The sequence below is a fragment of the Streptomyces sp. RKAG337 genome, assembly GCF_023701715.1.
In the GTDB taxonomy this organism is placed as follows: domain Bacteria; phylum Actinomycetota; class Actinomycetes; order Streptomycetales; family Streptomycetaceae; genus Actinacidiphila.
On sequence record NZ_JAJOZA010000001.1, the window covers coordinates 428481 to 442123 of the forward strand.

The 13643-nt window shown below is 71.0% G+C and carries 10 protein-coding genes; 5 read left to right on the plus strand and 5 right to left on the minus strand.

Annotation, left to right across the window (positions count from 1 at the left end; all coding sequences use genetic code 11):
* The first annotated feature begins 271 nt into the window (after positions 1-271).
* A complete protein-coding gene (locus LNW73_RS01915; protein ID WP_250988591.1) occupies positions 272-2341 on the plus strand; it encodes a phosphocholine-specific phospholipase C in 2070 nt (689 codons plus the stop codon).
* Positions 2342-2367: 26 nt separating this feature from the next.
* On the opposite strand, the gene LNW73_RS01920 is transcribed toward LNW73_RS01915, so the two are convergent.
* Complete coding sequence (locus tag LNW73_RS01920; RefSeq protein WP_308407627.1) at positions 2368-3186, minus strand: AfsR/SARP family transcriptional regulator; 819 nt, start codon at positions 3184-3186, stop codon at positions 2368-2370.
* Between the two features lie 189 nt (positions 3187-3375).
* Here LNW73_RS01920 and LNW73_RS01925 point away from each other — a divergent pair, with 189 nt between their 5' ends.
* Complete coding sequence (locus LNW73_RS01925; RefSeq protein ID WP_308407628.1) at positions 3376-4125, plus strand: peptidoglycan-binding protein; 750 nt, start codon at positions 3376-3378, stop codon at positions 4123-4125.
* A gap of 114 nt (positions 4126-4239) precedes the next feature.
* On the opposite strand, the gene LNW73_RS01930 is transcribed toward LNW73_RS01925, so the two are convergent.
* The 4 genes from LNW73_RS01930 to LNW73_RS01945 form a co-directional block, all read right to left on the minus strand.
* Positions 4240-6300, minus strand: a complete 2061-nt coding sequence (locus tag LNW73_RS01930) for a restriction endonuclease (RefSeq protein ID WP_250988594.1) — start codon at positions 6298-6300, stop codon at positions 4240-4242.
* A gap of 124 nt (positions 6301-6424) precedes the next feature.
* Positions 6425-6961 (minus strand): flavin reductase family protein, encoded by a 537-nt coding sequence (locus tag LNW73_RS01935; protein WP_250988595.1) that lies wholly within the window; start codon positions 6959-6961, stop codon positions 6425-6427.
* A complete protein-coding gene (locus LNW73_RS01940) occupies positions 6958-9042 on the minus strand; it encodes a tetratricopeptide repeat protein (RefSeq protein ID WP_250988596.1) in 2085 nt (694 codons plus the stop codon). The genes LNW73_RS01935 and LNW73_RS01940 overlap by 4 nt, the downstream gene beginning before the upstream one ends.
* Positions 9043-9156: 114 nt before the next feature.
* Positions 9157-10359, minus strand: coding sequence for a hypothetical protein (locus LNW73_RS01945; protein ID WP_250979031.1), 1203 nt, complete (start codon positions 10357-10359; stop codon positions 9157-9159).
* Positions 10360-10997: 638 nt separating this feature from the next.
* Here LNW73_RS01945 and LNW73_RS01950 point away from each other — a divergent pair.
* The 3 genes from LNW73_RS01950 to LNW73_RS01960 all read left to right on the plus strand — a co-directional run bounded on the left by LNW73_RS01950 (position 10998) and on the right by LNW73_RS01960 (position 13589).
* Positions 10998-11414, plus strand: a complete 417-nt coding sequence (locus LNW73_RS01950) for a helix-turn-helix domain-containing protein (RefSeq protein ID WP_138352587.1) — start codon at positions 10998-11000, stop codon at positions 11412-11414.
* Between the two features lie 163 nt (positions 11415-11577).
* The gene (locus LNW73_RS01955; protein ID WP_250979030.1) at positions 11578-12156 is read left to right on the plus strand and encodes a ParH-like protein; all 579 of its coding nucleotides are present in this window, start codon (positions 11578-11580) and stop codon (positions 12154-12156) included.
* Positions 12153-13589: an MAB_1171c family putative transporter gene (locus tag LNW73_RS01960; RefSeq protein WP_250988597.1), complete on the plus strand. Its 1437-nt coding sequence runs from the start codon at positions 12153-12155 to the stop codon at positions 13587-13589. Before LNW73_RS01955 ends, LNW73_RS01960 begins: the two co-directional genes overlap by 4 nt.
* Positions 13590-13643 lie beyond the last annotated feature (54 nt).

The following is a 13643-nucleotide window of genomic DNA, read 5'->3' on the forward strand; positions in this document are numbered from 1 at the left end:
TGGGAGCGATATGGCCCCGGACCTGACCGTTTGTGATGTAGGTGATGAGAATCCGGCGGGTTCGGCGGTCTCCGGCCCGGGTGGTGCGGGGCCGGGGCGTCCTCTTGGTTTCGGTGCCGGTGAGTGCGAGCATGTCGCTCGCCCGCGAGTGATCGCGGTTGGCGGAGTGTTCACCGTGGTTCCATCCATCGGTCACGGAGGGTTCTCCACCACCTGAGGAGACTGTCAGCGCATCCGCACTGCCACGGACGACCCTGGAGGCCGGCCTCTCATGACCGCCATCGACCGCCGACGATTCATGCAGCTGGCCGGTGGCACCGCCGCCGCCTCCATGCTGTCGAACAGCATCGCCCGAGCCGCGGAGATCCCGGCGAACCGCCGCACCGGCTCGCTGCGCGACGTCGAGCACATCGTCGTCCTGATGCAGGAGAACCGATCCTTCGATCACTACTTCGGTACGCTGCGCGGCACCCGCGGGTTCGGTGACCCCCGGCCGGTGGTGCTGCCCAGCGGCAAGACGGTCTTCCACCAGTCCGACGGCACGAAGGACGTCCTGCCCTTCCACCCGGAGGCGGACAATCTCGGCCTGCAGTTCCTCCAGGACCTCAACCACGACTGGAACGGCGGCCACGCCGCCTTCAACCAGGGCAAGTACGACCGCTGGGTGCCGGCCAAGACCGCGACGACGATGGCCTACCTGACGCGCGAGGACATCCCCTTCCACTACGCGCTGGCCGACACGTTCACCATCTGCGACGCGTACCACTGCTCGCTGCTCGGCCCCACGGACCCCAACCGCTACTACATGTGGACCGGCTTCGTCGGCAACGACGGCACCGGCGGCGGACCCGTCATCACCAACGCCGAGGCCGGCTACTCCTGGACGACGTACCCCGAGCGCCTGGAGAAGGCCGGGGTCTCCTGGAAGATCTACCAGGACGTGGGCGACGGCCTCGACGCGGCCGGCGGCTGGGGCTGGATCGAGGACGCCTACCGGGGCAACTACGGCGACAACTCGCTGCTCTACTTCGACCAGTACCGCAACGCGAAGCCGGGCGACCCGCTCTACGACAAGGCCCGCACCGGCACCGACGCCAAGGCGGGCGAGGGCTTCTTCGACATCCTCAAGGCCGACGTGGCGGCCGACCGGCTGCCCGCGGTCTCCTGGATCGCGGCGCCCGAGGCCTTCACCGAGCACCCGAACTGGCCGGTCAACTACGGCGCCTGGTACATCTCCCAGGTGCTCGACGCGCTGACCTCCAACCCCGAGGTGTGGAGCAAGACCGCGGTCTTCATCACCTACGACGAGAACGACGGCTTCTTCGACCACGCCGTGCCGCCGTACCCGCCGTCCTCCCCGGCGCAGGGGAAGTCGACCGTGGACATCACGGGCGAGCTGTTCACGCCCACCGGAACCGACCACAGCGTGCCCGGCGCCTACGGCCTGGGGCAGCGGGTCCCGATGTTCGTGGTGTCCCCGTGGAGCAAGGGCGGCTGGGTCAACTCCCAGGTCTTCGACCACACCTCGATCATCCGGTTCATCGAGCAGCGCTTCGGCGTCCACGAGCCGAACATCTCGCCCTGGCGCCGGGCGGTCTGCGGCGACCTCACCACCGCGTTCCAGTTCGGCAGGACCGACACCAGGGTCCCGTCGCTCCCCGACACCGCCGGCTACGTCCCGCCGGACCGCGACCGGCACCCCGACTACGTGCCGGTGCCCCCGGCCAACCCGGTGCTGCCGAAGCAGGAACCCGGTCTGCGCCCGGCCCGCGCGCTGCCGTACGACCTGGCCGCCGACGCCGGGGTCGACGTCAAGGGCCACCGGCTGAAGATCGACTTCGCCAACCACGGCAAGGCCGGCGCGAACCTGTACGTCACCTCCGCCACCGCCACGGACGGCCCGTGGACGTACACCGTCGAGGCGGGACGGCGGCTGTCCGACAGCCTGGCCATCGCTCCTGCGGGGCACAGCGCCTACGACGTCACCGTGCACGGCCCCAACGGCTTCCTGCGGCAGTTCGCGGGCCACGCCGGCAGCCGGGGCCCTGAGGTCACCGCGGCCCATGACCGGAGCAGCGGCCAGGTGCGGCTGGTGCTCAGCAATCCGGGCACCACGACCGTCAAGCTCACCGTCAAGGACGGGTACGGGCACGAGCGCCCGGCCACGTACCGGCTGCGGCCCGGCGCGCGCGCCGTCCACATCGCGCACCCGCGGCACAGCCACGACTGGTACGACCTGACGGTCCGCTCCGACCAGGACGGCGCCTTCCTGCGCCGGCTGGCCGGCCATGTCGAGACCGGCAAGCCCGGTATGAGCGACCCGGCGATCGCCACTCGCTGAGCCGCCGTCCGGCCGTTCCTCCTCCGCTAGACGGTCAGGGGCGGCCTGACGAGCGCCGGGTCCTGGCGGAGGATCGACTGCTGGAGCCGGGCCAGTTCATGGCCCGGCTCCACTCCCAGTTCGTCGACGAGCATCTCCCGGGTCGTTCTGAACAGGGCGAGCGCCTCGGCCTGCCGGCCCGAGCGGTAGAGCGCCAGCATGAGGCCGGCGCGCGGCCCCTCCCGGAGCGGGCATTCGCGGATGACGCCCTTCAGCAGGGCGACGGCCTCCTCGTTCCGGCCGAGCGCCAGGGCGGCCGTCGCCTGGTACTCGGTCGCGGACGTCCGCAGCTCCTCCAGCCTCGCGATCTCCGCGGCGAGCGGTTCGTGTTCGGCGAGACCGGCCATCGCGGGGCCGCGCCACAGCCGCAGCGCCCTGGTCAGACAGCGGTACGCCTCCATGGCGCGACCCACCTCCAGCAGCGACCGGCCCTCCGACACGAGCCGCGCGAACCGGACTCCGTCGACCTGTTCGTCGGGAGCGTGCAGGGAGTACCCGCCGGGAACGCTGCGCACCAGGCGCACCGATCCGTCGGGCGGCCCTGGTTCCAGGAGTTTCCTGAACCGCGAGACATAGCTCTGAAGACTGTTGACGGCGCTGGGCGGCGCCTCGTCCCCCCATACACAGTCGATGAGCCGGGGCACCGGAACGAACGTGTTGCGGTGCATCAACAAAGCTGCCACGACAGCCTGTTGTCTACGCCCGCCCGGGCTGATCGAACGGTTTTCGTCGGCGATGGTGACAGGTCCGAGTAAGCGGAACTCCATGGTCTCCCCCCAGACCGATGGTGCGTCTTTCACGGTCATTGTTTAACACGCGCATCTCATGGATGAGAAGTAGGCCTGCTACGCACTTTGCACGCAGGTTGCACGAATTCTGCAAGGTCGCCCGAGGACTGTGTCTTTACCGGCTCCACGGTGGAGCCGACGGGGGTGATGCACATGTCCGCAGATCCATTGACGGCGCAAACGGTACAAGGAGATCCGGACGCGGTCATGCGGACCGCGGCCGGGCAGGTCGGCGTCCACGAGGGCCGTGATCACGGCGACTGGAACAACATCCAGCGGTACAGCGACGAGGTCCCCGGCCTGGAGTGGTCGCAGGGGCAGCCCTGGTGCGCGACCTTCGTCTCCTGGGTGGCGCTGCGCGCCGGCGCGGCCGCCCTGTTCCCGCGTACCGCGGCGTGCGCCACGGGCGTCGCGTGGTTCAGGGAGCGCCGGCGGTTCTCCGAGTATCCGGCGGTGGGAGCCCAGGTCTTCTACGGTGCCGGCGGTGCCGAGCACACGGGCGTGGTGGAGCGGTTCGATGCCACGCGCATCTACACGATCGAGGGCAACACCAACGTGAACGGCTCGGCCGAGGGCGACGGGGTCTACCGGCGGGTGCGCGAACGCGCCTCGCCCCGGGTGTACGGCTACGGCTACCCGAAGTACCCGGGCGGCATCGATTCCGCCGATCCGGCCTGGCCCCGTCCGGCGCCCACCCCGCACCCGCCCGCCCTGGAGCCGTTCCCCGGCACGCAGTGGTTCCACACCGCGCCGCACAGCCCGATCATCACGGCGATGGGCCGCCGGCTGGTGGCCGAAGGAGTGGCGCTGTACAGCCAGGGGCCGGGCCCGCGGTGGACCGATACCGACCGGCGTTCGTACGCGAAGTTCCAGCTGAAGATCGGTTATCGGGGTTCGGACGCCGACGGCTGGCCCGGCCCGGTTTCCTGGGCGAAGCTGCGCGTGCCGAATACCTGACCTTTCGCCCGGAATTCCCTCTTCGAATTTCCGTCCCACGTACATGAGTTCGCATTCCTGCGACAGTGGGGGAATTCCGCGCCGAAAGCCTTGTCGGTGTCCGGGTGGGATTCCCTAACCGACGTCGATGCCGTAGTCCCGGACCAGTGCTTCCAGCCCGCCCTCGTATCCCTTGCCGCCGATGACGAACTCCCAGTCGCCGCTGGCCCGGCGGCGGAAGGAGCCGAGGATCAGCGCGGTCTCGCCGGCCCGGCCGTCGGAGACCTCCAGCCGGTCGAGTTCGGCTCCCGATCCGTCCGACAGCCGGATGAAGGAGTCGGTGAAGCCGGCGAGGTCGGCGTGCGGATTGATCTCGGGGTCGATCGACACCGCCAGCACGAGCCGGTCCGCGCTCGGGGGAAGGGCGTCGAAGGCGACCCGGACGGCGGCCTTGTCCCGGGCGGGCCGGGACACCGCACGCACCGCTCCGTCGGGCGTCTGCGCGTTGTTGAAGAAGACGAAGTGGTCGTCGCTCAGTGCTCGGTTCCCCCGGCAGACGAGCGCGCACACGTCCAGCGCGACACCCCCCGACCAGGACATCCCCAGCAGGTTGTACTCGGTGTCGGGGACGGCCGCCGCGGCCGGTGGAGTGGTCCGCTGGGCCGGCACCGCCGGGCCGCCGCCGAGCCGCCCGCGCAGCCCGTGGCGGCCCAGCAGGTCGACGAGTTCGGGGCCGGAGATCAGCGTCAGCGGTTTGCCGCTGGCGAAGGTGTAGGAGCCGGGGCCGTAGCCCGAGGTCGTCACCAGGACGCCCTTGATCGCGCCCGCTCCCTGCACCGTTCCGAACAGATCGCGTACGGCGGTGGGCGGCACGGTGTGGCGGTAGCGCTTCACCTGCACGATGATCGTGCCGCCGCTGATGGGGTCGGGGTCCAGCGCCTCGACGTCGACGCCCCCGTCGTTGGAGCGCTGCGTCATGACCGCCTGCATGCCGCGGGCCCGGAACAGCTCGGCCACCAGCGACTCGAACTCGATCGGGTCCATCTCGAACAGGTCCGGGTCCTCGCCTCCCCCGTGCGAGACCGTGCCCCGGCCCAGGTCGCCCGGCACCGCACCGGGCCGCACCACGGTGCGCTGGTCGGGGCGTGCGGACAGCTTGCCGCCCAGGCCGTCGACGAGACAGTCCACCGCACTGACCTGGACGAGGTTCAGCCGCTCGAAGACCTGGCGGTCCGCCGCGACCGTGGCGAGGAAGAGCTGGGCCCGCAGTCCGGTCGAGGGGTCGTGGTCGTCCACGAAGCCGTTCAGCGTGACCGAGTCCAGGGTACCGAACTCGTCCGCCGCGAACAGTTCGCGCAGCGCCAGCAGCACGCACTGCGCCACCACGTCCCGGTAGACGGCCCGGCGCTGCCCCACCGGCCTGGCCGTCTCCTTGTCCTGGTCCGCACCGGGCATGTACCGCACCAGCTTGGCCTCCGGAACGATGTCGTAGCCCGGGAGTTCCCAGTTCAGCACGAGGCGGCGGGCGGGCGCGTCGTAGGCGCACGACACCTGGCGCGGGAAGCCCTCCGGCCAGGCCGTGGAGGCGTACAGCGCCGCGGAGAAGTACTCCACCACCGTCTCCGGGTCCCCCCGGCGCATACCGCTGACGTTCTCCGCGATACCGGCGTTGTGACGGCGGATCTCCGCGAGCTGGGCGGCCCGCCAGGCGTCGTACTGCCGCCCGTGCGAGGTGAGTTGCTGCTGCCGCTGTGCCTCGGCGGTCCGCGCGGCCGCCAGGTCGTGCTCGTACCGGGCCTGCGCCTCTTCCTGCGCCCGCCGGCCGGAGCCGAAACCCCAGCCGGACTGCGGGCGGTAGGCGCTCTGCTGCGGCACCGGGACGGGGACGGCGAGCCGGCCGGGGGCGAACGGCTCCAGCTGCTCGGACCGCAGCAGTGCCGAGGTGCGGAACGCCGGGGCCCGGCAGCCCGTCGCGAGCAGCCGGGTCAACGACTCGACCCGCGTGTCGAGTTCCTCGGTGCGCCGTCTGGCGTCCGCCTCGCGGCGCTGCCGGTACGCGGCCTGCTGTTCCCGGTTGCTGCGGGCGAGTTCCCGTTCGGCGTAGCGCTGTTCCCGCTGGTGCGCTTCCAACTGGCGCTGCCGCTGACGCTGCGCCTCGGCCCACACGCCCATCGACCGGTTGGAGCGACTACTCATCCGGGCACACGCCCTCCCCCCGGGTCGCTTCACGGACCCGGAACTGTGCACTGGCACACCCACCAGCAGTACGGCATTTCGCGGTGATCCGACTCTAGTCGGCGTCCGGCCGGTTGATACCTGTTCAGGTCGTTTCCGGGTCGGGACCGCGATGGAATCGGCCGTCGAGGAAGAGCAGCGGCGCGCCGGGTTCCGCGTGGTGGTCGAGCACCTCTCCGATGAGGACGAGATGGTCCCCGGCGGGGACGATGCGGTCGCGGCGGCAGATCAGGGTGCCGATCGTGCCGTCGAGGAGCGGTACCCCGTAGGGTCCCGGCCGGGTGGCGAGGCGTTCGAAGCGGTCGCCGGGGCCGGCGAAGCGGGCCGCCAGTTCGCGCTGGTCGGCGGCGAGCAGGTGCACGGCGAAGTGCGGGGCGGCGGTGAAGGCGGCCCGGTGGTTGGACGCGCGGTTGAGGCACCACAGGACCAGCGGCGGGTCGAGTGACAGGGAGGTGAAGGAGTTGACCGTCAGTCCGGCCGGGCGCCCTCGGCGGACGGTGGTGACGACCGCCACGCCGGTGGCGAAGCGGCCGAGCACCGACCGCAGCGGCCGCTGCCGCTCGCGTACCGCCTCGTCCGCCGTCACCGCTCCGTCCGTCGTCACCGCTCCGTCCGCGCTCATCGCGCGGCTGCCGCCTTGCGCCGGCAGGTGTCCAGCGCCTCCGTGATGTCGGAGTCGTCCGGTGCCAGCCCGGCGGCGATCTCCAGGTCGGCGAGGGCCTCTTCCCAGTGGCCGGTGTCCTGGTGGACGAAGGCGCGGTTGTAGCGCAGCGCGGGGTCGTCCGGCTGCAGTTCCACGGCGTGGCCGAGGTCGAGGGCCGCGGTGTCCAGTTCGCCCATGTCGTAGGCGAGGGCGGCGCGTCCCGACAGTGCCGTGATCATGTCCGGGTCGGCGGCGAGCGCACGGTCGAAGGCCGCCCGGGACTCCTCGAACTCCTCGCGCTCCGCGTGCACCTGGCCCAGGACCGCGTGCAGATAGGGGTTGTCGGGCTCGTGGCCGAGGCCGGTGTTCGCGTCCTGCTCGGCCGCGTCCAGCTCGCCCGCCTCCAGCAGCAGACCGGCCCGGTTGACGTACGCGTCGACGAATTCCGGGACGAGTTCGATGACATAGCTGAAGTCGGCGAGTGCGCCCTCGGTGTCGCCCTCGTTGAGCCGGAGGTCGCCGCGGTTGTAGTAGATCTCCGGGAACGGCGGGGAGAGCCGCATGGCCCTCGCGTAGTCCTCGAACGCCTCCTCGGGCCGGCCCAGCCGGCGCAGGATGTTGCCGCGTTCCAGGTAGTGCTCGGCGTGGTTGGGGTCCTCCCGGATGACGATCGCGTAGTCCGCGAGGGCCTCCTGGATGCGGCCGAGGCTGAGGTAGACCCGGGCCCTGTTGTTCTTGAGCACCGAGCGGTGCAGGACGTGCTCGTCCGGGCCGAGCAGCTCGTCGAGGCTGCTGATCGCCTCGTCGACCAGCCGCAGCGCCTCGGTCGGCTCACCGAGGTTGACCTCCACCAGGGCCAGGCCGTTCTTGTAGAAGGCGCTCTGGAAGGCCCGGTCGCCGCGGTTCTCGATGAGTGACGCGGTGGCGATGGCGGAGTTCAGCCAGGCCTTGGCCTTGAACTCGTCGCGGTCCTCGGGGTCGTTGTGCCGGGTGTAGAGCATGGCCGTGTTGTAGGCGGCGGCCATGTGGACGGCGGGCTTGACGGAGTTCAGCCGGGCCTGGTCGTCCAGCTTCTCGGCCTCGTAGGTGCGGCCGAGGATGGAGAGGGAGAGCGTCACGCCCTTGGTGAAGGCCCACCAGCGGTCGTGTTCCGTCCTGGGGTCGACGAGCGCCAGTCCGCGCCGGCCGTAGTCGACGCACGCCTCGTAGAAACCGTTGCACAGGCTGTGGTCCATGGCGTGGAAGACCGCGGGCACTCCCGCGCCGCCGGGGTCGGAGCCGTGCTCCAGGTGGTGGGCGATGGCGCCGAGCCGGAGCGACTCCTCGTCCCGTTCGGCGAGTTCGGCGGCGCGCCGGTCGTGCAGCAGCGCCCGCGCCGCGGGGTCGAGCGCCTCGTAGGCCGCGAGCGGCGCCGGCTCGTCGGTGGTGCAGTCCGAGGCGACATAGGCCCAGGCGTCGGCGGGCCCGTCCGCCGCGGCGGACGGGTGGACTTCGGTGACCTGGGCGCGGGCGGCGAGGACGGCGAGCAGGGCCTCGTCGGCGGGTCCGGTGCCGCCGCTGCGGACGACGACGGTCAGGTGCGCGGGGTCGATCCGGCGGACCAGTGCGGTGAGGAACTCCAGGTCGGTGGCCTCGGCCCGGTCGGCGTTCTCCACGACGAGGACGCGCGGCCCGTCGGCGGCCAGACCGTCGCGGACGAACTCCACCAGGCCGTTGGAGATGCGCGTGGTGCGCAGCCGGGCGTAGTAGCGGGTGCGCTCGGCCGGGAGCGCCATGGAGGTCAGCGTCTCGCGGGAGTTGGGGACGACGGAGCGGAGGTCCGGCGCGGCGGAGAGCAGTTCGATGTCGTAGCGCTCGACCAGCTTCCGGTCGCGGAGCAGGACGTCGGGCACCATGGCGCGTACGAGGGTCCCGGCCGCGGTGTACGGTCCGCGCAGTCCGCGGTGCGCGTTCACGACCATGACCGGTCCGGCCGGCAGGCCGAGCCGTCCCATGGCGGCCTCGCGGTCCCGGACCAGCCCGCCGCGAACCCAGTGGTGAGTGGGGACAACCTCGTTCATGCGGACTGCTCCTCTGCGTCGCGTCGTACGGCGTTCCGGTGGGCTGCGGCCGGGTTCCGGCCGCGGTTGGTTCGGGCGCGGTCCGGTCGGGCCGCCCCTGGTTCGGGCCGCGGTTCAGCCGGCGGTGGCGGGGGTGCGGCGGCGGTAGCCGCGGACGGCGAGGATGCCCGCGAGGATCAGCTCGCCGAAGTTGAGGATCAGGAAGACCGTCACGTCCAGGACGTTGAGCGGCGAGATGTCGGAGAAGAGCTTCCTGACGGCCATCTCGGTGATCCGGATCGCGGCGGGGACGACGGCGGTGACGAGCAGTCCGGTGAGGACCGCGTAGCCGGTGACCATCAGCCAGACGTACCAGCGGGCGACCTCACGGTCGCGCGGGGTCCAGGTCTCCGCGTCCACGATCTTGTCGCGCCGCCCGATCAAACCGTAGAGCCGGTTCTGCAGCATGCCCTTGGCGACGGTCTGCAGATCGTTGCAGCCCAGCACCGTGGTGGCGAGGTAGTACAGATCGGTGCGCAGGAAGAAGTAGAACTGCCAGGCGAACCGGAGCAGGGTGCCGAAGGCCATCGCGAGCAGGAAGCGGCCCAGGAATCCGGCGAAGCCGTCGGAGCCGGCCAGGGGCACCGCGGCGAGCGTCAGCCCGGTGACGACCAGGACGTCGACGAGCATGCCCGCGAGCATCGGCAGGTAGCGCTTGCGCCGGGGTACGGCGACGAGTCCGTCCAGCTTGGTCAGGAAGACGACGTAGTAGAAGCGCCGGCCGATGCTGAGGGAGGAGTTGAGGCCCAGTCTGCGTCCGGCCAGTGCGTGGTAGGACTCGTGCAGCAGGATCCACGGCGCCTGGCCGAGGACGTTGCCGAGGGCGAGCGCCACCAGGGACGAGCTGGTGAAGAAGATGTTGTGGTAGGTCGGGACCACGGCCGGTTCACGGAACATGGCGACGATGCCGGCGATGAACAGCAGTCCGTACAGCACCCAGGCCACGGGAGAGAAGAGCGCCCGGCCGAGCCGCTGCCAGCGCACCGCGCCCGCCTCGGCGACCTCCTCGCCGTCCGGCACGAGCAGTTCGAAGGCCTCGAGGACTTCGAGGAATTCCACCATGTCGACGGTCTCGCCGTACTGGGTGTTGTACCAGCGGGCGGCGTCGTTCGGGGTCTCCCCGGTCTCCAGGCGGCGCAGCAGCGCGGCGCCGTCGGCGGGGAAGAGGCCGTAGGAATCGATGTCGGCCCGTCCCACGGTGACCTCGTCGCCTTCCTCGAGGAAGGTCAGCGGGTACAGCCTCAGGGGTCGGTCGAGGTCCACTGCCGCGGCGTCCATCACTACCTCACTGTCGCTGGTCCGCAGAAGTGCCGGTCCGGGCCGCGGACACCGTGGCCCGGACCGGCTGGAGCTCCGCGAGCCGCGGCGGACCGGTCTCGACCGGCTCGCCGCGGCTCGGAAGTGATGGGTCAGGCGAGGACGGGCGTGCCACCGCAGTAGCAGGACGTCGCGGCGGAGGTCAGACGGACGGTGCCGGCCTTGCGGACAACGATCTTCTTCATGTTGTGCTCCTTTTCGGTGATGTGACGCATCGTCGGACGCGGTCGCGTCCGGCGCTCCCGGCAGCCGGGAGGGTCTGTGTGGCGCAAAGGAACAGAGACTGATGTGAATGAGTTTTGCTCCCTCATTCATCTCCGCTGACAGGCTGGCACGCGTCCCCCCGGCCGTCAACAGTCGGACACGGCGTACATCTGACAGGACGACAGATCGGATGTCAGGCCAACAATCGCTGGTTTCAAGCCAGTTGGGGACGCCCGTGAGACCCGGCGAACATGCACCCGGTCTCCACAGCCAAGGCGGTCAGAACCGGCGGGTCACCAACTAAGATGCGTGAGACGCAGAGCGGACCCCACCCGCGCTTACCACAGGCGATACGCAGGGCACTCGACCAAGGGAGGTATGCGGTGCCTGATCCGATGTCCGGCACCCCGACGCTCGCGGACAAGATCGACCGGCTGTTCGACGTCGTCCGCGGCCCGGACCACACGCCGTACACCCACGAGGAAGTGGCGCGGGCGTGCCGCGAGGCCACCGGGGAGAGCTTTTCAGCCACTTATTTGTGGCAACTGCGCACGGGCCGAAGGGACAATCCGACCAAACGTCACCTTGAAGCACTGGCTCAATTCTTCCAGGTGCCGCCGATGTATTTCTTCGACGACCAACAGAGCGCTCAGATCGCGCAGGAGCTCCAGCTCCTCGGGGCGCTGCGGGACGCAGGAGTACGCGAGGTGGCGTTGCGCGCGGTCAACCTGTCGCCCGAGGGCCTCGGCACCATCAGCGACATGATCGAAGTCATTGCCCGCAGAGAGGCGGGATTGCGCCGCGCCGACTGATATCCACTGGTCCACCCCTGGGCATAGGATCGCTCATCGCTCATCGCTCATATCGCTCATGAGCGGTTGCTGATCGTTGTGCGGTGCCTTGCCCGGGGAGGGTCTTATGGGGGACTACGCGGAACAGCAGAACAAATTGTTGTGGCGGCGATGTCGGCGAACCGTGGCGGCACTGCCACTGCCACGGCCGTTCGACGCCACCCGCTTCACCGACGCACTGGCGGAACAGCGGGGCCGGCCCCTGGTGCTGGTGCCCTTACCTCCACACGCGTGCACACCCTGCGGCATGCTGGTGACCACCGACCGGGCCGACTACATCGGCTATCCGACCAGCACCAGCGCCCTGCATCAACAGCACATACTGCTGCACGAGGTGGGACACCTCGTCTGCGGCCACACCGGCGTCGCGCACCTGGGCTCTTCCGCGTCCCGGGTGCTGCTGCCGCATCTGTCGGGCGAACTGGTCCGGCGGGTCCTGGGGCGCAGCGTCTACTCCGACGCCCAGGAGCAGGAGGCCGAACTCATCGCCTCGCTCGCCCTGCACCGGCCGGCCCGCAAGGTCAGGCGCTCACGCGACGCCTGGTTCCCCGCGGAGGGCAGCCTCGACATCGCCGAGGCGTTCGCCCGGCTCGGGCCGATCGTCGGACTGGCCGGCGCCGCCCCGATCCGGACCACCGCGGTCGTCGGCCCCTTGCGCACCCTTCCCGGTCGGACGTTTCCCGGTCCGGGGACCGTTAGGTGACCGACGCGGTCGCCTTGACCGGCTGCGTGATCGTCCTGGCGGGCGTCTGCTGGAAGCTCCTCACCACCCGGGGCGCTCCGGCCGGCACTCCCGTACGCCATCTGTTCGGCTGCGCGGTGTCCATGGGGAGCGCGCTCGCCGTCCTCGCCCCGGCGACGACCCGGCTGGCGGGCCGGGCGGGGCCGTTCGCGCTGTGGACCGCGCCCGCGGGGCAGTGCTGCAATCTGGCGGCGATGGCGTTCCTCGCGCTGGTCGCGCGCTCGGCGGGGACCGGGCCGCACAGCCGCACGGCGGTCCGCCGGCAGCTCACCGGCACGTCGGTGGTCATGGTCGCCAGCCTGGTCACGTATCTGTGTGCCGGGGTGACCCGCGACGGCCGGGACCTGGTCGCGGCCACCGGGCGCGAGGGGTTCCTGGCGGCGTACAACACCCTGCTCACCCTGCACACCGCCTGGTGCCTGGCGGTGTTCGTCGTGCTGATCCATCGCTGCACCCGGTACGTCCGGTCGCGGCTGCTGCGCGGCGGGCTCGGGCTGATCACCGCGAGCGCGGCCCTGGGGCTGCTGTGGACGGTGTGGAGTCTGGGCGATGTGCTCTCCGCGCTGGGATCCGGCCGTGAGGACGGCTGCGAGAGCACGGTCTCGGCGCTGGCCGGCATGGTCTGTCTGGCACTGGGGCTGGGCGGGACGATGTCCTCCGCGTGGGGGCCGCCCCTGGCGGCCCGCGTCCGGCGGGGACTGGTCCGGCTGCGGGCCTGGCACGGCTACCGCTGGATCGGCCCGCCCTGGAGCGCGGCGCACGACGCGGCCGCCGAGTTACGGGACCGGCTGCCGAACGGGCGGGCGCTGCCCACCCCGGCCGGCTGGCTGCGGGCCTGGCACGGCTACCGGCGGATCGGTCCGCTGTGGACCGCGATGCACACCGCGCTGCCGGAGATCGCACTGGCCGGGCCCGCTCTGCGGCTCGGCCGCATCCTGCCGCTCGGCGCCCAGTTCGCGCTGTACCGCCGCATCATCGAGATCCGGGACGGGCATCTGGCGCTGCGCCCGTACTTCCATCCGGAGGTCGCGGCCTGGACCGCCGAGGCGGAGGGCTCTGGCCTCGACGCGGCCTCGGAACGGCTGGCGCCCATCGTGGAGGCGGCGACCATCGCCGCGGCTCTGGAGGCCGCCCGCTCGGGACGCATATCCACCCCGGGCGGTTGTGAGGGGTACGTACCGCCGAAGGTCCGGGCGAGCGTCGAGGCCGAGACGGCCTGGCTCATGCAGGTCTCGGACGCCTTCATCGGCTCCCCCGCCGTCGAACGGGTCCGCTGCCGGGTCAGGGCCGGCCTGGTCGACGGCCGCGCGGTCGACGGATTCCCGGCCACCGGCGGCCCGGTGACGGCCCGCGCGGCGTTACAGGACCGGGGTGTGTCCATGCCCCCGGACTGAGGGGACTCCCCTGGACCGAGACGGCTCCCCGGACCGCGGCGACCCCCGGGCTGA